We start from the raw sequence: 18,662 nt of genomic DNA on the forward strand, positions 1-18,662 counted from the left end.
AGACCCTTAATCCGAGTTTCAACTCATTGCGATTAAGGGTTTTTTTATGATAAAGTTTTTTACGATTCGAGATAAGGATTGTGTTGTCTTTAAAGGTTCTGAAAGTAGACTGATCCTATGCTATTTTTCAATCCAGTAGGTATTTAGATAGTTTTCCGTATACCAGGCAACCTTTTCTATTGCCCAATTCTTATTGTAGTAATTCGTCCCTGACAATTTTGATAACACTTTCCAACATTTACGATGCTCAAAAAAATGATGTTCGTGCGCATCGGATAATTTTTGATACCTATGGAAAGTCGCTATACCGGTTGGCAAAACGGTATTTATCCGTGTCTGACAAAGCTGAGGACGCAGTGGCGGAGTCATTTTTTATCATTCTAAAAAAGATAAATACTTGTCATTTTCTGGCAATACCTCCATTCGAAATGTGGATGAGGAAAATTGTTGTCAATGAATGTCTTAGAATTTTGAAGAAAGATAAACGATTTGAGATATTGTCCGAAACTGAGGATTTGAGTTTTGTTGTCGACGACGAAACAATTGAAAACCTAACCGCAGAGGAAATTTTAAAGGTTATCGGAGCGTTGCCGACAGGTTACCGTACAGTATTTAATCTGTATCAAATAGAAGGATATTCTCATTCGGAAATTGCTGAAATGTTGAATATTACGATTGGGACTTCGAAGTCTCAGTTGAGCAAGGCAAAGAGTTTATTGCAAAAGAAAATTATTGAGCTTGACCCGTCTTATGCAAAACGAAAAGTTATTTAAAAAAATAAAAGATATCGTGCTCCGGAAAACTAACGATTCAGACGATTGGGATCCGGAAAAGGTATGGCTGAAAATTGAAAAAAGGCAGAACCGGAAACTTGCGTGGCTTTGGTTATCAGCCCTTGCTGCCTGTCTGGTATTAGGTATTGGTATATCGTTTATTATTCTCAAAACAACTGATAATCAATTATCTAAGTCCAGTTTAGCCGGCAAAACCCCAGATGTTCTTAAACGGGAAAGACTTGTTAAAAACTTACCTGACAAGTCGAGTGAAACAATAAATGCAAAATTAAGACCCAGCCTTAAAGTAAGCCTTCGTCACTTGATCGCAGATGGAGATAAAGGACGCGGACGTCACTTGGTTCAAGAGAATGACTCTGCACAGGAAGACTCCTCTTATCGTGTTTTAGCAAGTTCTCTTCAAGTATTTGAGCCACCAAAAGACTCCATAACGAGGGCAGAGAATGAGCCGTCTGGCAATCTGTTCAGGCCGGAAAAAGTACTCATAGCAGAAATTGAACTTCCTAATGATAGGGCAGAAGAAGCACCATCAATAAGACGGATGTTTGAGACTGCAAAGAAGGAGCGGGAATCCAGAAAAATACGCGTGAACCTTGGCGCCCATAGAAAAAAAACGGCCCTGTGGTCATTTGTTCAGCATAGTTTTATCGAAAATTCTACTCATCCGGATTCAGGGTTTCTTTTTAAAAGAACATATTAAATTTTAGAAAACGCAACCACTTTTTACTTATTAGCCATGAAAATTTTATTATTATTTCTTTGTGCAGCGCTGCTTACACCTGCCCACGCAATCGTTCCTGACACTATCATTTTAAACGCCGGGAAAAACAGCAAGGTAATTTTCTACGGGAAATCGGCTCAGGACTTGAAAAATCTTGAAATGCTGGATCTCAACAAAATTATCAGGGAACTTAACCAGAGGCAAAATGGCGCTGATACGATTTCCAGACAGTTAGTGAAACTGGATGAGAAGGGTTATTTAAATCCATCACTCGGTGACCCAAAAATATCCTGGAAGCAAAAGTATATGGCAAACACGTACCTCAATCTTTATGTTGGCAGGGGAAATGACCACGGGCGATATATTTTTTTTCAGCCTCCACCGGCGCTCTTAAATCATCAGACTGCTAAATTGACAAGTGAAATTATCATGCAGAATAAGCTGAGCACTAGTTTAGCAGTTGTCCACGATATAATAATAGCAGATGGAACAAAATATACATTTGGGCTTCGTTACGGTTTGGGCGTTGGATTCAATTTGAATCGTTATGTTCATTGGACATTATTACAGTCTGTCGGCAGTGCCGAGGTCGTTGAAATTGCTCAAAGATCTCAGAATTTGATTAAAAATGAAAAAATAGAGGCTTTGCAATCTGATTTCAGTGCTTTTCAAAGTTACTTTCAGATTGCTCCAAAACTTTCAATTAAGAATTTGAAAGGGCAAACGACCTTCTTCCTGAGCGCAGGAGCCAGATTAAATTATGACAGGTTTTTTGAAAATGTTAATCCAGCAGCTTATTCGTCAGGTATGTCTATAAATTCCACGCGAGGAGTGATTACCACTTCACACGGTCCCGTTATAAGTGGTGGAAGATATAGCGCTTATAGTGAAAAAAACAGTGTTGGCCTGAGTTATATGGCAGAAGTCGGTTACAAGTGGATTGGCATATTTGTCAACCTCTATCCTGAAAATGTGATTTTGACAACCAGGCTAATGGACAAGACTGATCGTCCTGAATCAGGTTTCGTTAAAGACAAAAAGGGGAAAATAGGTTATATTTCTTTTGGTATCAAATTAGGACGCTAACAATAATCTTCCAATTAACATAGGTTAAGTTATTCCCTCTATTCTCATCACTATTACAGTGAAATAAATTTCAGTTTAACCTATAACAGTTTAACTGAAATTTGTCTTATTCCTCGTCTTATGCTTCTTGATCAGTCGCAGAGCATTTACATAAATACTCCTTGAAGGAGTAAGGTTAACATAAACATGGCTCAAAATCGTTAGTAAAGTGTATTCAGGACACTATTTATAACGCTCTTTATTTCTTTTCGTATATAGCATAGCGGTAATTTCTGTTAAGCTGTTTTTGTATTTTAGAAGTATTCTGTTTTTGGTTTACGATCAGGATGCTAACGTGTTATATAGTGCAACTTGAATTTTGGAGATTTTCTAAATAAGACGAAACTTAGGTTATGTTTGGATATTATACGCTAATAATCTATTTAATTCCTAAATTCGTACTACGTCGGATAGAAAAAGTTTTATGCAAACTTTTTTAATTTTAATCTTTATGATATTATTACGTAGAAAATGTTTGCGCTTTACCCACTGATGAAGATACTTATTGAATAGTTGAAATTGCTTTGCGATTAACAAGGAAAAAAAATGGTGGACCAGAATTTTTCGAACTCGGTATTTAAAGCCCTGCCGACGCCGACGATTGTTTTACTGCCAGATGCTCCTACATTCACTGTTGTCTGTGCGAATGATGCTTATCTGGAAATGGTGCAACTGGGCGAATCCGACCTGGAAGGGAAAGGTTTTTTTGATGCTTTTCCAAACCATCCTTATGTGAAACCGCCGGAGTGGAAAAGCCTTTTTGAAAAACTTCTACAAGACAAACTTCCAAATAAAACACCTGTTTTTGAATTTCCGGTGCCTGATAAGGCGACGCACCTTTTGCAAATCAGAAACCTTATTTCATCAAATACGCCGATATTTGATGATAACAATGAGGTAAAATATATCATCCGTTCAGTGTCTGATATCACGGAGCTCGTAAAAACGGAGATAAATGAAAAAACGTCGGCAGCCAGCCTGGATAAAAATGAAAAGTTTCTGATAGAGACGCAAAGAATAGCAAAAGTTGGAAGTTGGGAGGTTGATATGGAAAGCCGCTTATTGAAGTGGACGGATGTCGCTCGGGAAATTCATGAGGTTGAATCGGGGAATGAGATTGATTTTGATACAGTAAGTAGTTTTTACAGTCAGGGAAAAGACTGGGAAGCCCTGAGTTTTGTCATCCAGCGAGCCGCTCAGCAGGGAGAGTTTTTCGATCTGGAGGTAAGTATGATCAGCGCGAAAGGAAATTTGAGGTGGGTGCGGACAACAGGTCTTGGAGAACTGAAAGACGGTAGGTTCGCTCGTTTGTATGGCACTATGCAGGATATTACTGATCGCAAGGTCATTGAAGAAGAACTTCTGGAAGCAAAAAACAAATTCGAATCACTGATTCAAACCGTTGATGGAATTGTTTGGGAAACGGATGTTGTTACGCATGAATTTACATTTGTAAGCAATCAGGTCAAAACAATTCTTGGTTATTCTCCGCAAGAGTGGATGGATACTCCTCATTTTTGGGAGAATCACATCCACGTGGATGACCGTGAAGAAGCCATTCGATTTTGCATAGAAAAGTCGAAGATATCCCGAAATTATGATTTCGATTATCGGATGATTCATGCGAACGGAAGTCTTGTCTGGATAAAGGACATGGTTTCGGTGATTCAGGAAGGTGGAAAAAATACGAAACTGCGCGGAGTAATGATTGACATTACCGAAGCGAAACGTTTTACGGAATTGGAGCGACTGGAAAAAACCGTTCTAGAACTTAATTCTCAGAAAAATTCTACAATCACCGAAGTTTTGACGACTTACATTTTAGGGATAGAACAAATTTTCCCAAAAATGCTTTGTTCCATTCTCCAGGTTAAGAACAGGCAACTTTATAACTGGGCCTCTCCCTCATTGCCTGCGGTTTATATTGAATCCATCGAAGGTATTCCGGCGTTAGAAAATGTCGGATCATGCGGAACGGCGGCTTTTCTTAAAGAAATAGTAATTGCCAGTGATATAGAAAATGACAGCCGCTGGGCCGGATTCAAACAATTGGCACTTCCTTTTCAACTTCGTGCTTGCTGGTCTCATCCGGTTATTAATTCCGAGGGAGAGGTGATGGCTACTTTTGGAATTTATTATAATGAAATAAGATCGCCGCAATCAGAGGAAGTTGAGACAATTGATCGGTTTACGGCGATCCTAAGAATTATTTTGGAAAACAGGCATAATTCCGATCTTTTGGAGGAAAACACCCAGTTGATGAAACAGGGACAGGAACTGGCTCATTTTGGCAACTGGCAATGGGATTTTTACAATGATAAAGCAACCTGGTCTGATTCGCTTTTCGCAATTTATGGACTCGATAAGGTCAATTTCAAAGCTTCATTTCAAAGTTATCAGGAGATTTTACATCCAGACGACAGGCAAAATGTAGTGGACAAAATTAAGGGCGTCCTGAATACAAGAAAAGATATTGTTTTTGAAGAAAGAGTCATACGTCCGACTGGCGAGATCCGTCATTTAAAATCCTGGGGCCGACTAAAAACTGATTTGAACGGGATGCCGGTAAAAATGATTGGCGCTTGTCTGGATATTACAGAAGGAAAAAAGGTCCAAAGGGATTTGAAAGCAAGCGAATCCCGCCTATTGACGCTCGTAGAGGAGTTAAAATCAAGTAATGCCAGATATGAATACGTGAACAAAGCCACGCGTGATGCTATTTATGACTGGAACATGGCGACAGATCATATTGCCTGGGGTGATGGTTTTAACCGGCTATTTGGCTATGAAGTAAATCGTGAGCGGTATCCTGTTAATAAATGGGCGAGCCTGATACATGAGTCTGATGTCGATTTTGTTGGTAAAAGTTTATCAGCTGCATTGCAAAATCGAACTCAACATAACTGGCGTGCTGAGTATCAATTCCGAAAAGCGGATGGCACGTATGCTTTTGTTCAGGAGAATGGTTATATAATTCGTAACCCGGAGGGGGATGTCATCCGGATGATCGGAGTGCTTCGGGACGTGTCACAAAGGAAAAAAACGCAGCTAAAATTAGTTCGAAAATCGGCGTTGCTTGCTGCAATAGCTGAGGTTAATAGCAGTCTTCTGCAATATGATAACTGGCTCAACGCAATTGATCATTCCTTCGCCATTGTTGGTGCTGCCATAAATGTGGACAGGGTTTATTATTTTGAGAATTTCACAGATCCTGTATCAGGGAAAATTTACTGTAATCAGCGGCTGGAATGGAATTCCGGCAGATTTGAGTCTCAGGCGAATAATCCGGAATTGCAAAACGTGCCCCACGAAACGCTGGCGGATCTTGTTTCACCTCTCGAAAAAAACAAGCCCTATATTGGAATCGTAAGCAACTTGCCGGATTCGGAATTCAAAAGTAGCTTGATAGCGCAAGAGATTAAATCGCTTTTGATATTTCCGGTTTTTGCGAAAAACAAATTTTACGGATATATCGGTTTTGACGATTGTCAAAACGAAAGGAAATGGGACGAGGACGAAAGGTCTTTTTTGAAAACCATCGCAGTAAATCTTGCCAAAGCAATCGAAACGGATGAGGCCGATAAGGCACTTGTGTCCGCTTTTGAAGAGAAAAACAGAATACTGGAAAGTATCCAGGATGGGTTTTTCGCAGTATCGAAGGACTGGATCGTCACTTACTGGAATAAGGAAGCTGAAAGTCTCACAGGTATCAAACGCGAAGAAATTGTCGGTAAAAGTATCTGGAAGACCTATTACCGCAACATACCGCTGCGATTTTACAATTTGTATCTTAAAGCCACGCAGGAAAATATTCCTGTACGTTTTGAAGAACAGCTTCTTCGCCTGGATAAGTGGTTCGAGGTCAATGCCTATCCAACAACCGACGGCCTTACGGTTTATTTTAAAGACATTACGGAAAGGAAAATAACAGAGGCTCAGTTAAAAGAAATGCATCAGGAACTTGAAAAACATATAAAAGTTTTGGCAGTTTCAAACGCTGAACTGGAACAGTTTGCTTACGTAGCGTCGCATGATTTACAGGAACCATTGCGTATGGTTACCAGTTTTTTGACCTTGCTCGAAAAAAAATATGGAGAGTCGCTTGATGAAAAAGCCAGGGTATATATCTATTACGCGGTGGACGGCGCCAAGAGGATGCGCCAGATAATTCTGGATTTACTGGATTTTTCCAGAGTAGGAAAAAACAAGGAAAATCCGGAAAAAGTGAATGTTGATGAGGTGATCTGTGAGATTCTTACTTTGTATCAAAAAAAGATAAAAGACAAAAAAGCTAAAATCGAATATTCCGAAATGCCACAAATCATGGCATTCAAGGCTCCCTTGCGGCAGGTCTTTCAAAATCTGATTAGTAACGCTTTAAAATACCAAAGAAAAGACCAGAGCCCGCATGTCAAAATTGTCAGTATAGACACGCCGACGCATTGGAAATTCAGTGTGACTGATAATGGATTAGGCATTAATAATGAGTATTTCGAAAAGATTTTCGTTATCTTTCAACGTCTTCACAACCGGGAAGATTATTCCGGAACTGGAATGGGGCTGGCAATCACGAAAAAGATTGTGGAAAGCCTGGATGGTGAAATTTGGGTGGAATCAGAAGAGGGAAAGGGAAGTACTTTTTATTTTACTATTGCTAAGCATTTTACAACGTTATGAACGGTATTCATATTTTATTGGTAGAAGATAATGAAGGTGACATTTTGCTGACCACCGAGGCATTGCAGGAAGGAAAGGTATCCAATAAAGTCAGTGTTGTCCGCGATGGAGAAGAAGCTCTGGATTTTCTTGATAAAAAGGGTAAGTATGCGTCGGAGGAAGTGCCGGATTTGATTTTATTGGACGTAAATCTTCCAAGAAAAAACGGTCATGAGGTGCTGCAATATGTAAAAACAAACGAGAATATCAAGCATATCCCCGTGATTATGCTTACAACTTCTTCTTCGAACGATGACGTTAGAAAGTCATATAACAATCATGCGAACTGCTACATTACCAAGCCGGTAGAGTCAGAGGGCTTTTTAAATGTCCTGAATAGCATAGAAAATTTTTGGATGAATGTCGTAAAACTTCCTTCAATCAGATAACAGATTATGGAAAAGGACAAAAATCCGTACCGTATTTTGGTTATTGAGGACAATCCAGGAGACTTTACGCTGATAGAAGATTTTTTGGAAGATCAGATTTATCTGCCTCAGATTTATCAGGCCAAAACCTTTAAAGAAGGGGAGCTGTTTTTGACGGAATCTGGTGAACATGTGCATGTCATCTTGCTCGATCTTTCTTTACCAGACAAAAGCGGGGAAGAATTAATCACGGAGATTCTTGGTATAAGCTCAGGAATTCCAATTGTAATTCTGACGGGGTATCCAGATGTGGCTTTTAGCGTAAAGTCGCTGTCTCTGGGCGTAGCTGATTATTTGGTAAAGGACGATCTGTCGGCATCATCTCTGTTTAAAAGTATCCTTTATAGCATTGAAAGGAAAAAGAAAACCCAGGAGCTTGAAGAATCTCAACGACGTTATAGTGACCTTTTTCAACTCAGTCCGCAGCCCATGTGGGTTTATGATACGCAAACGTTGAGATTTTTGAATGTCAATAGTGCCGCAATTAAGCATTACGGATATAGTTTTGAAGAGTTTCTATCCATGACCATCAGGGATATAAGGCCCATTGAAGAGCTTCCGAAACTTGATGAACAGTTAGAACGGCTGCATCAAAACGAAAACAGCGCTTTCAGTGGTGTTTATCGTCACTGTAAGAAAAATGGCGAAATAGTGTGGGCAGAGATTCAGAGTAATGTCGTGATTCTTGATAACATTTCTGCGCGGGTCGTCTTGGTAAATGATGTCACCGAACGTCTGAAATATATTCAGGAAATTGAAGAGAAAAATAAAAAATTACAGGAAATTGCCTGGATGCACTCCCATGTTTTTCGGGCACCTGTTGCCAGATTGATGAGCCTGATCGACCTGGCGACGAATTATGAAAATTCAGAGACGGAGCAGCGGGAGTTTCTCGACCGGATGCTTGCTTCTGTTCAGGAGTTGGACAAGGTCATTCGATGTATTGCGGGAAAGACAGACGAAATCGATCAATAGCCCGGTTTAAATTGGGCTATTGATCGATTCTAATTATTAACTTCTATCCCAGAATGCGGGTGGTTCGATACCGAGCGCACGCAGATAAACATAACCCTGTCCACGGTGATGTATTTCGTTATCGATGACGTAGAACAACATGTATTGGATCGTGCCCTCGTACATACCAAATGCCAGATCATTTTCCTGAAACCTGCCAACTGGAATCTGCGGCCAGAGCGTATTGATTTCGTCAGTAACCGAATCCCATAATGTCAGAATCTCGTTTTTTGTTGCAGGTGGCGGCGTGGAAAAATCGAATGGAAATTTTTCCGAAGTCCAGTTTCCTGAAACGATTCCGTTAATACCAGGAGCTGACAAAACGATCATTTCCATCGTCAGTTGCGCAAAAGAGCGCATTCCACCGATTGAAAAGTTATAAAGATCGTTTTCCGGGAAAGCTTCAATTACCCGACGGGTTAGGCGGCGATGTGCTTGCCAATGTTCCAGTAACAAATCGGGAGTGATAATAACTTGCTGTGATGATTCCGGCGAATTGACATTTGTTTCCATGATTCTTTATCTTGATTTATAATGATATACAAAAGACACATCCGGCAATGACAACAGTATGTCAGTAGTAAAAAATAATTTTACGATTATATTTTAGTGGCAGCGTAGTCTTATTTTTGTTAGTATTTTATTGTAAAAAGATAGTATTATTATTTAAAGGGACCCGGTAATTCGGTATGAATCGTTAAATAAAATATTAATAGATAATGCGACTGCTCGATTTTGAGAATTGAGAAATTTTTGTCAAATTAAGATCAATTAGATATATTCTTATCCTGATTTGAATACACGTTTATTCTCGTTACGTACAGCAGACACATTGGTCACACTATATGAAAATAATATTATCATTTACCGTTTTCTGGCTGCTATTTTCAGGAATTTGCTCCTCTTTCGGGCAAACGCAAAATTTCAGATTTAAACACTTAACCACGAATGACGGATTGTCTCAAAGCCAGGTTAGCGCTATCTTGAAGGATAAGCGTGGGTTTATGTGGTTTGGAAGTGAAGATGGTCTGAACAAGTACGACGGTTATAAATTCACACATTACAAGCATGACCCCAATGACGAGGCAAGCATAGCCGATAGTTACATTCAGGATCTCCTTGAAGATAACGCAGGAAATTTATGGATCGCCACTTCAAACGGCCTCGATCGTTTTGACCGGGATAAAAATTGTTTTATCCATTATAACGATAGGTCTGTACAGTACGATATTCAGGATATCTTTCAGGATAGTAAAAATAGAATCTGGCTTGCTACAAATCAGGGTTTATTTTTATTAAATACTCAAACCGGCGCATTTAAGTCTTATCAGCATGTGGGGAAAAGAAAGTATGGCTTAGCCTACCCTTACGTATACAATGTCAAAGAAGATAATAACGGGGCTTTGTGGTTAGGAACGGACGAGGGTTTATTTCGTTTTGATGTGCAAACAGGAAAGGTTAAGGAATATTTCAAAGGTGACGGAGATGAAAAAAGCCTGGTCAGTGATTGGGTTATGGCTTTGTACAAGGACCAAAAGGGTAATATTTGGGTTGGAACACATGGGGGCGGTGTATCATTGTACAATTTCAAAACAGATGATTTCAGAACTTTTCTCAATAATCCCAGGGATAATAATAGCCTGGCCCATAATGATATTCTTTGTATCAATGAAGGATTTGACGGCAAAATATGGATTGGTACTGAAAATGGGGGTTTGAGTATTCTTAATCCTGACAAAAATATATTTTCAAACTTCGCTCATAATCCCAACGATCCGGCAACACTCAGCAACAATTCGATTTACTCTATTTACAACGATGATGCAGGGAACGTTTGGCTCGGGACATACGCAGGTGGAGTAAATTTCTTGCCGAACTTCGGAGAAAAATTTACTTCGTATCACGAAATTTCAGGTAACCCAAATAGTTTGAGCAACAACACAGTATTGGCCATACAAGGGGACGCTGACGGAGACAAAATTTGGATTGGAACGGATGGTGGCGGCCTGAATTTATTTCACAGAAAAACCAAAACGTTTAAACAATTCCGGAACGACCCAAACAACAAAAATTCTATAAGCAACGACTATGTAATTTCTATTATTCAGGTCAGCCGCGATGTGCTTGGGCTCGGTTTTCATAATGGCGGCTTTGACCTCTTTAATGTAAAAACGGGAATTGCTGAACACCATATTTCGATAGAAAACGATCAGAACACGCTGTCTATTTCAGATGTCAATAATATGTTTAAGGATCGTGATGGAAATATTTGGCTTGGAACCTGGAAGGGAGGACTTAATTTTTTCGATGTCAAGACTGGGAAAGTGACGCGTTACAGACACAATCCACTTGCTAAGACCAGTTTGAGCGGCGACATTGTAACCACTGTTTTTCAGGATAAGACCGGCAATATCTGGGTCGGTACATACAACGGTCTTAATCTGCTAAGTTCTGATCGGAAGCAGTTTATGCATTATCAACACATTATGGGGGACAAAAATGGTCTGTCACATAATAAAATCCAGTCGATTCTGGAAGATGAAAAAGGCAATTTATGGCTGGGAACCGTAGGAGGTGGATTAAATTATTTTAATCGTTCAACGAAGACTTTTACAGCATACACTGAAAAAAATGGATTGCCCAGTAATGTTGTTTTCGCTATTCAGCGAGATGCCAAAAATAATCTGTGGCTAAGCACGAACAAAGGGATTTCCTGTTTTAACCCACAGAAAAAAACGTTTAAAAATTTCACAACTTCTGACGGATTGCAGGGAAATGAATTTCGGGATAATTCGGCTTACCAGGCCTCGGACGGACAAATGTTTTTTGGAGGAGTGAACGGTTTCAGTACTTTTTACCCGGATAGTTTGAAAGAAAATAATTTTATTCCTCCGATTTACATAACAGGCTTTCAGATATTTAACAAGCCAGTTACAGTAGGTGACAAGAGCGGGACGCTCGAAAAAGACATTACTGAAACAAAAAAGATAATGCTAACCTACGACCAGTCTGTGTTCACATTTGAATTTGCAGCGCTGAGTTACTCTGTCCCGGGCAAAAATCAGTATGCGTATAAATTGGAGGGTTTTGATAAGGTATGGAATTATATCGGCGGCAACCGAACAGCGACCTATACCAATTTAAATCCGGGAACCTATACGTTTAGAGTTAAAGGTTCTAATAATGATGGTGTCTGGAATGAGCTTGGGAATTCTGTTGAAGTGATTATCATGCCACCGTTTTGGTTGACGTGGTGGTTCAAGCTGGCGGGAATTTTGGTGTTGATCAGTGCGTCAATTGCCTTCTATCGTATGAGGACGTTCGCTATTCGGGAGCAGAAAAGGATACTGGAACGGCAGATCATGGAGAGGACAGAGCAACTCGAATTTTCGATCGCTGAAGAGAAAAAAGCAGTTCAAAAGGCAGAGTTGGCAAACAGAGCGAAAAGTGCATTTTTGGCCATTATGAGTCATGAGATCAGAACGCCAATGAATGGGGTGATTGGCATGGCAGCTTTGCTTGCCGAAACTCCTTTGAATGAAGAGCAGCAGAATTTTACAAAATCAATTCAGACTTGTGGACAGGATTTGCTGGTCGTTATCAATGATATTCTTGATTTTTCAAAAATTGAATCAGGGAATATGGAATTGGATAGAGGAGATTTTAGTTTGCGCACTTGTGTTGAAGAGGTTATGGATGTTTTTGCAGCCAGCGCCGCAGAAATGAAACTTGACCTGATTTATAAAATTGAAAATGATGTTCCGGTTTTTGTGATTGGTGACAGTCTCCGCCTTCGACAAGTACTTATCAATCTTGTTGGGAATGCTTTAAAGTTCACAAAGAAAGGGGAGATATTTCTTCGCATAGCCTTAGTTAAAACTGTTGATGACAGTCAGTTTGAAATTAGTTTTGAAGTGAGCGACACTGGGATTGGAATTCCAGAAGATAAAATGGATCGCCTTTTTAAGTCGTTCTCTCAGGTTGATTCATCCACAACCCGCCAGTATGGTGGAACCGGTCTTGGACTTGCAATTTGTGAAAGATTGGTTGGTCTGATGGGTGGAAATATTGCGGTGACGAGCGTTGAGGGTAAGGGCAGCACATTCTATTTTTCTATTATCGTCCAAAAAAGTAGTCTGCCGGTTAAGCAGGATACCCGCAATTTGGAAGAATTTAAAAATTACAAAATTCTTATCGTCGATGATAATCAGACGAGTTGTGATATCCTTGCAGAACAACTGAACAATCGGGGTTTTAAAACCGAAACTTCCTTGTCCGGAGCCAAAGCACTTCATATTTTAACCGAGAATAATGATTTCAGATTGGTGATCGCAGATTCCGAAATGCCAGAAATGGATGGTATTGAGCTTGGTCAGAAAATAAATAAATTATATAGCGATTTGCCAGTAATCTTATTGAGCACGAGGGGGAATGAAATACAAAATAATTATCCGGGAATATTTTGCGCAATTTTACCTAAACCTGTAAAGCAGGATATTCTTTTAGAAATACTAATCGATGAATTTAACAGACAAAAAACGTTAAGACGAACACTTCCTCTGAAATCGACCATTTCTAAAAATCTGTTACATAAAGATTTCTCTGCCAAACACCCGCTATCAATTCTTGTTGCAGAGGATAATAAGGTGAATCAGATTTTTATCATGAACGCGCTTGGAAAGCTTGGGTATAACGCCGATCTGGTAGTGGATGGCTCAGAGGCAATCAAATTTGCGGACCAAAAGAATTTCGATATTATTTTCATGGATATACAGATGCCTGTTATGGATGGCTTGGAAGCGACGGAGATAATCAAGAAAAAGCATCCTGTTCAACCTTATATTATTGCAATGACAGCAAATGCGTTGCACGAAGACAAAGAGCGTTGTCTTGCAGCTGGTATGGACGACTACATCAGTAAGCCCGTCAAATTGGAAGAGTTAATTGTAATGCTCGAAAAGTGGTCGATTCAATTGCAGACTGAATCACCCTGAGTATTTATCAAATGCAAATAATTTAAAATTCATTAAGTCGGTTGTTTCCGTACAGAGTTGTCTGTTTAATCTTTTTAGCATATTCCTTTGTTTTAACAGTGTCTCATTTTTGCTTTAAAGTTTTGTCAAGACCGTGTAACGCCGGTGCTACATTTGATTTTTATTGTGGTATGAATAATTATATTTTTAGCAAGATTCAGGTTTGGCCAGATTAAAGGATTTTCTATTTTTGAGAGAATTATTTGAGGGAATTATGATCAGACATATCGGGCTGGGAGAGAATCCGGAAGATCGGAAAAGCCGTCTGGCTAAGCTGATCAGGCAGGGCGAGGTGACTTTGGGTGGATACAGAAAAACGAAAATCTACGGGACTTTACATTGTGGTTCGGGCAAGCGAATGAAATTAGAAAATCGCGTTTTTTTCAAAGATGAACATGAAGCAATAAGTGAAGGATATCGCCCGTGCGGAAATTGTTTATCCGAAAAATATAAAATTTGGAAAAGCAAATCAAAATATAATTTGATACTGTAAGACCTTTATGAGACCAGAAAATTTATTGCCGCAGGATGGTGAAGTATATTTTTATCCTCAATTTTTTAGTGAACAGGAAAGTGCTGATTTTTTCAAGACATTGCAGGATACCATCAACTGGAAGCAGGAGCCAATAAAAATCATGGGTCGTGAGATTATGCAGCCGAGGCTTACGGCCTGGTACGGTGAGCCAAAAGCCTATCGATATTCAGGAATTACAATGACGCCACAGCCCTGGACAGAGGAATTAATGACAATCAAATATCGAATTGAAGAAGAGTCCGGCTGCTATTTCACGAATGTTTTGTTGAATTATTATCGAAACGGAAATGATAGTATGGGCTGGCACAAAGACAATGAAAAAGAGTTGGGAATAAATCCTGTGATAGGCTCAGTCAGTTTCGGTGTTTCCAGAAGTTTCAATTTTAAAAATCAATCGGATAAAAATTTGAAAGAAAAACTGGTGCTGACCGACGGAAGTTTTTTGCTTATGGCTGGAAACACGCAGCATCATTGGTATCACAGTATACCCAAAGAGCCCAAAATTTCGGGAGCGCGGATCAATTTGACTTTCAGAAAAATTATTTAGCAAAGATCATTTCTTTGACAGACTTCTCCATAAATAAAAAACGAGATAACTCTCCCAGCCGGCGTAATGTTCGAAAAACTTCATGACAGGAACTGTATCCTTTTTGTGATCAATGATTTGATGGTTGAATAAGGCCTGCATTAATCCCGTGTCTCCGTAAGGAATGCTGGTTTGTTCTTTCAGACTTTTCATCAAAGCATAATTGGCGGTCCAGATTCCGATTCCTCTGATGGATATCAGCGTTTTTTGACGTGAGGCCAGATCAGGTAAGTTTTTTAATAGGCCCTTACTCAGTTTTCCATTTTTAAAGATTTCAGCCAGTCCGACAATATACTCCGCTTTCTTAGAAGAAAATTGCATCCCTTTCAAATCTTCCGGATCAACTGCTGAAAGTCCTTCAACGCTCGGAAAAATGTGATAAACTTCATTTTCAAATTCTGTGCGTGTTCCAAATTTTTCTACGAGCCTTCGTTTTAATCTGTAAGCGAAAGTTAGATTTATTTGTTGTCCGATAATACCCCAGCACAACGCCTCAAAGAGATCAGGTATGCCAACAAGTCTTAAACCTTCGAAGGATTGCTCCATGTAAGAAAGGCGTTCATCCTCTCTGAGCAGTTCATAAAAAGGAGAAATATCCCGGTCAATATCCAGCCATTCTTTAACATAAGCGAGCAGTTCAGATTTATCTTCCTCCTGATAGTCACCCCGGAGGATTTTTATCTGCAAAAAATCGTCCTTTTGTACAATTTCAATCAGAATCGGTTTGTTGTTTATCAGCAGTGCTTTTCTAACTCGATTTTCAAAAACAGTATGGAGGCAATCGTCAAAATTCCGGTTTAAAAACCATAAGGATTCATTGAAATTGAATGTGGAAGCAATCGGTATCAAAAGAATATTGTCCGGCATGAGCGGTGTAAAATACGAGCTAAGTTGAACTCTAAAATTAACTGATTTCTCTTTGATTAATAACCCGAATCTTGCGCTGATAACTCTAAAACTATTTCATCTTAATTGCAAATTTTGCTCTAAAAAACCGTATCAGGCAAAATTTGCAATCTGAACCAAACTCTTAGGCTGTTTTTGCCACGACGTTCAGCTCCTTCCTAATGACGGGCGCCACTTTCGTTCCATATAACTCAATGGCGCGCAATACATTTTTATGGGGAATATATCCTGTTACCAATTGAGCTAAAAAGCGGGTATTGTTGAAGAGTTGGTGTTGGTAAAGAATTTTGTCAATCACTTGTTGTTCGTTTCCAACCATAAGTGGACCGTCGCTTCGCATATATTCAAACTGGGGACGGCTCAAAGGTGACCAACCTCTTTCGCGGCCAACACGATTCATCAAAATTTCATAAGAAGGATAAAATTCTTCGACAGCACGTTGCTCGTTATCAGCCACGTAAAATTGTGAACTGATCGCTAATTGTAACTTGCTGACGTCATGACCGGCATTTTTTGCAGTCTCCCTGTAAAGATTCACAAAAGGAACGAACTGGTCAGCTCTGCCGCCTAGTAGCGCAACCGTCATCGGAAGATTCAATTTTCCTGCCCGAATCGCAGACGCGGGCGTTCCTCCGACTGCGAGCCATATCGGTAACTTTTCCTGCAAAGGCCTTGGATATACCCCTTTGTTATCAATCGGTGCGCGTAATTTACCTTTCCAGGATACCTTCTCGCTTTGATTAATTTTAATGAGCAAATCGAGCTTCTCAGTAAATAATTCATCATAATCATTCAGATCATAACCGAAAAGTGGGAACGATTCTATAAAAGAACCGCGGCCTGCCATAATTTCTGCGCGGCCGTCTGACAAGAGGTCAACGGTTGCAAAATTTTGGAAAGTCCGGACAGGATCTGCGGAGCTCAGAACAGTCACGGAACTTGATAATTTTATATTTTTGGTAATCGCCGCCGCAGCACCAAGAATTACCTCTGGTGCTGAAATTACAAAGTCGGGACGGTGATGCTCTCCAAATGCGAAAACGTCGAGACCTACTTCGTCAGCAAGTTTGACTTCCTCTAATAATTCCTTCATGCGCTGGTGCGCATTGAAAGCTTTTCCGGAAACACCATCTGGTTTTACCTCTCCAAAAGTACTTATACCTAATTCCATTGTCGTAATAATCGTAAGTGGCAGTCTAAACTTTTGCCAAAATTCAAAATTTCTGTATTACGACAACACAAAGTGTATTATGTCAGTTTAGTTTGAACAGTAAAATTTTATGAGGGCAGGAAATATTCTGGTATGGTTTGGGAAGAGCATTTGGCGGGAGTTGCTAAAAACGGCTGGCAGATCGGCCTAAATTCAAGATTTGTTATTTCAAGGAAGAATAATGTGATAGCGAAATGAATTTTGGGGAATATCTGAGAAAGGCAAATTATTGAGGAATTTGATATGGTTTGAATCAAACTCAGAAAGTATAGTGTGTGCTAAGTGCTCTGAGTGTTATTGGTCTGTTAGCTTAGTGCTTCGGATGTTTTTTTCAGCCTGCCGCCTGGGACAAATTCCCCTTCGATCCAGCGAACAAAATTTTTCGCATGCGTTAGATAAATGTTAGCTGCAAGTGGCTTCAATTCGGACGACTCAATTTCGGTCATGTACGTTTCGAGGAGCCGATTAATTTCGGTAAATGATGTTTCGTCAGTTTTCATACGTCTGGGTTAAATAGTTAAAATGGTTACCTGTACTTTATCAAGAATATTGCTGGTTTTGAATTAAGCGTCAATTTGGATTTTATTTATTTAATTGCCTAACCGTTAAATAACTAGGGTTACTTATTTGCTGGTTTTTTAGCACAATTGAGTCATTCTCGTCAACTTTCTAAAAGTCGATTTCACAATACTACACACCATTTAGAAGGAATTTTACGTGCAAACCTCCGCTGTGCATAAGTACTATTACGGAAAGGATTTGATTTTTCGTTTTTAATAATCAGGAGACTTTTTTGCACTTTACTTATAATGATCGAAATTATTATGAAAAGTATATTGTTCTGTTCAGCGTATGAGTTAATTTTAGACCGTAATACGGTTTTAGTCGAAAAAATAGTTAAGACCAATGTCAAATAAGGATGAAATAATTAAGGCGAAAATTTTGGAGGGTGCTGACAAGTTATTCCAGCGATATGGTTTAAATAAGACCACAATGGAAGATATTGCCAAGGATGCCGGGAAGGGGAAAAGCACGCTTTATTATTATTTCAAAAGCAAAGAAGAGATTTTCGACGCCATTATCGGCCGGGAAAAAGATGAGTTTTTCCAGATGTTAAAAGGCGAAATTTCAAAAGCTCCGACTGCGCTTGAAAAGTTCAAAACGTTTTATGTAAAGCGTTTTGAAATGATGAAGAAAATGGCCAATCTATACACCGTTCTGGTGTCGGAAACCAGGGACGCGATGTTTTCGGTTGGAGGAGATTGCACCTGGCGAAAAAAATATGATGAGAAGGAGATGATTATCCTGAAAAGTATTCTTGAATACGGAATGATCAGCGGAGAGTTTAGGATATTAAGTGAAAACGAACTTGAAAAATTAGCGTTTGTCCTGGCCAGTGCTCAAAGGGGAATTGAGTTCGATCTTCTCATGTACGATAAACTGGAAGAAATGCATGACTATCTAAGTTTGCTTATGGAGCTGATCATGAATGGTATTAAGAAATCATAGTTCGAAGAAGATTCGTCTAAGTTATTTTATAAATTGTCATTTCCGGACAAGGACCGCCAGCTTTTTTTTACAGGTTTCATTTTTA

Annotated in this window: 14 protein-coding genes; 10 read left to right on the forward strand and 4 right to left on the reverse strand. The window is 39.5% G+C overall.

Annotated elements, in window-relative coordinates; all coding sequences use genetic code 11:
- Positions 1–218 precede the first annotated feature (218 nt).
- The 6 genes from L0657_RS25935 to L0657_RS25960 all read left to right on the forward strand — a co-directional run bounded on the left by L0657_RS25935 (position 219) and on the right by L0657_RS25960 (position 8,759).
- On the forward strand, positions 219–773 hold the full coding sequence (locus L0657_RS25935) for an RNA polymerase sigma factor (protein WP_235153696.1): 555 nt from the start codon (positions 219–221) through the stop codon (positions 771–773).
- Complete coding sequence (locus L0657_RS25940) at positions 751–1,494, forward strand: hypothetical protein (protein ID WP_235153697.1); 744 nt, start codon at positions 751–753, stop codon at positions 1,492–1,494. Before L0657_RS25935 ends, L0657_RS25940 begins: the two co-directional genes overlap by 23 nt.
- Positions 1,495–1,530: 36 nt before the next feature.
- Positions 1,531–2,601 (forward strand): hypothetical protein, encoded by a 1,071-nt coding sequence (locus L0657_RS25945; protein ID WP_235153698.1) that lies wholly within the window; start codon positions 1,531–1,533, stop codon positions 2,599–2,601.
- 585 nt (positions 2,602–3,186) lie between these two features.
- Positions 3,187–7,317 carry a PAS domain-containing protein gene (locus tag L0657_RS25950; protein ID WP_235153699.1) on the forward strand — a complete coding sequence of 1,377 codons (4,131 nt, stop codon included), beginning with the start codon at positions 3,187–3,189 and terminating at the stop codon, positions 7,315–7,317.
- A complete protein-coding gene (locus L0657_RS25955; protein WP_235153700.1) occupies positions 7,314–7,745 on the forward strand; it encodes a response regulator in 432 nt (143 codons plus the stop codon). The genes L0657_RS25950 and L0657_RS25955 overlap by 4 nt, the downstream gene beginning before the upstream one ends.
- A 6-nt stretch (positions 7,746–7,751) precedes the next feature.
- Positions 7,752–8,759, forward strand: a complete 1,008-nt coding sequence (locus L0657_RS25960; protein WP_235153701.1) for a PAS domain S-box protein — start codon at positions 7,752–7,754, stop codon at positions 8,757–8,759.
- A 36-nt stretch (positions 8,760–8,795) separates the two neighbouring features.
- Here L0657_RS25960 and L0657_RS25965 read toward each other — a convergent pair whose 3' ends face one another.
- Positions 8,796–9,311: a DinB family protein gene (locus L0657_RS25965; RefSeq protein ID WP_235153702.1), complete on the reverse strand. Its 516-nt coding sequence runs from the start codon at positions 9,309–9,311 to the stop codon at positions 8,796–8,798.
- A gap of 332 nt (positions 9,312–9,643) precedes the next feature.
- Here L0657_RS25965 and L0657_RS25970 point away from each other — a divergent pair, with 332 nt between their 5' ends.
- The 3 genes from L0657_RS25970 to L0657_RS25980 all read left to right on the forward strand — a co-directional run bounded on the left by L0657_RS25970 (position 9,644) and on the right by L0657_RS25980 (position 14,913).
- Positions 9,644–13,792 (forward strand): hybrid sensor histidine kinase/response regulator, encoded by a 4,149-nt coding sequence (locus tag L0657_RS25970; protein WP_235153703.1) that lies wholly within the window; start codon positions 9,644–9,646, stop codon positions 13,790–13,792.
- A 229-nt stretch (positions 13,793–14,021) separates the two neighbouring features.
- Positions 14,022–14,324 carry an Ada metal-binding domain-containing protein gene (locus L0657_RS25975; RefSeq protein WP_235153704.1) on the forward strand — a complete coding sequence of 101 codons (303 nt, stop codon included), beginning with the start codon at positions 14,022–14,024 and terminating at the stop codon, positions 14,322–14,324.
- Positions 14,325–14,331: 7 nt separating this feature from the next.
- The gene (locus L0657_RS25980) at positions 14,332–14,913 is read left to right on the forward strand and encodes an alpha-ketoglutarate-dependent dioxygenase AlkB (RefSeq protein ID WP_235153705.1); all 582 of its coding nucleotides are present in this window, start codon (positions 14,332–14,334) and stop codon (positions 14,911–14,913) included.
- A gap of 6 nt (positions 14,914–14,919) precedes the next feature.
- Here L0657_RS25980 and L0657_RS25985 read toward each other — a convergent pair whose 3' ends face one another.
- The 3 genes from L0657_RS25985 to L0657_RS25995 form a co-directional block, all read right to left on the reverse strand.
- On the reverse strand, positions 14,920–15,819 hold the full coding sequence (locus L0657_RS25985; protein ID WP_235153706.1) for a DNA-3-methyladenine glycosylase: 900 nt from the start codon (positions 15,817–15,819) through the stop codon (positions 14,920–14,922).
- A gap of 163 nt (positions 15,820–15,982) precedes the next feature.
- The gene (locus tag L0657_RS25990; protein WP_235153707.1) at positions 15,983–17,029 is read right to left on the reverse strand and encodes an Atu2307/SP_0267 family LLM class monooxygenase; all 1,047 of its coding nucleotides are present in this window, start codon (positions 17,027–17,029) and stop codon (positions 15,983–15,985) included.
- Positions 17,030–17,373: 344 nt separating this feature from the next.
- Positions 17,374–17,568, reverse strand: coding sequence for a hypothetical protein (locus L0657_RS25995; protein WP_235153708.1), 195 nt, complete (start codon positions 17,566–17,568; stop codon positions 17,374–17,376).
- Between the two features lie 406 nt (positions 17,569–17,974).
- Here L0657_RS25995 and L0657_RS26000 point away from each other — a divergent pair, with 406 nt between their 5' ends.
- Positions 17,975–18,577 (forward strand): TetR/AcrR family transcriptional regulator, encoded by a 603-nt coding sequence (locus L0657_RS26000; RefSeq protein ID WP_235153709.1) that lies wholly within the window; start codon positions 17,975–17,977, stop codon positions 18,575–18,577.
- The last annotated feature ends 85 nt before the right edge of the window (positions 18,578–18,662 follow it).

The organism is Dyadobacter sp. CY345 (genome assembly GCF_021502725.1).
Lineage (GTDB): Bacteria > Bacteroidota > Bacteroidia > Cytophagales > Spirosomataceae > Dyadobacter.

Excerpts from the sequence above, each read along its gene's own strand:
- L0657_RS25940 (WP_235153697.1), top strand. The coding sequence starts at position 751 with ATGCAAAACGAAAAGTTATTTAAAAAAATAAAAGATATCGTGCTCCGG.
- L0657_RS25945 (WP_235153698.1), top strand. The coding sequence starts at position 1,531 with ATGAAAATTTTATTATTATTTCTTTGTGCAGCGCTGCTTACACCTGCC.
- L0657_RS25950 (WP_235153699.1), top strand. The coding sequence starts at position 3,187 with ATGGTGGACCAGAATTTTTCGAACTCGGTATTTAAAGCCCTGCCGACG.
- L0657_RS25955 (WP_235153700.1), top strand. The coding sequence starts at position 7,314 with ATGAACGGTATTCATATTTTATTGGTAGAAGATAATGAAGGTGACATT.
- L0657_RS25960 (WP_235153701.1), top strand. The coding sequence starts at position 7,752 with ATGGAAAAGGACAAAAATCCGTACCGTATTTTGGTTATTGAGGACAAT.
- L0657_RS25965 (WP_235153702.1), bottom strand. The coding sequence starts at position 9,311 with ATGGAAACAAATGTCAATTCGCCGGAATCATCACAGCAAGTTATTATC.
- L0657_RS25970 (WP_235153703.1), top strand. The coding sequence starts at position 9,644 with ATGAAAATAATATTATCATTTACCGTTTTCTGGCTGCTATTTTCAGGA.
- L0657_RS25980 (WP_235153705.1), top strand. The coding sequence starts at position 14,332 with ATGAGACCAGAAAATTTATTGCCGCAGGATGGTGAAGTATATTTTTAT.
- L0657_RS25985 (WP_235153706.1), bottom strand. The coding sequence starts at position 15,819 with ATGCCGGACAATATTCTTTTGATACCGATTGCTTCCACATTCAATTTC.
- L0657_RS25990 (WP_235153707.1), bottom strand. The coding sequence starts at position 17,029 with ATGGAATTAGGTATAAGTACTTTTGGAGAGGTAAAACCAGATGGTGTT.
- L0657_RS25995 (WP_235153708.1), bottom strand. The coding sequence starts at position 17,568 with ATGAAAACTGACGAAACATCATTTACCGAAATTAATCGGCTCCTCGAA.
- L0657_RS26000 (WP_235153709.1), top strand. The coding sequence starts at position 17,975 with ATGTCAAATAAGGATGAAATAATTAAGGCGAAAATTTTGGAGGGTGCT.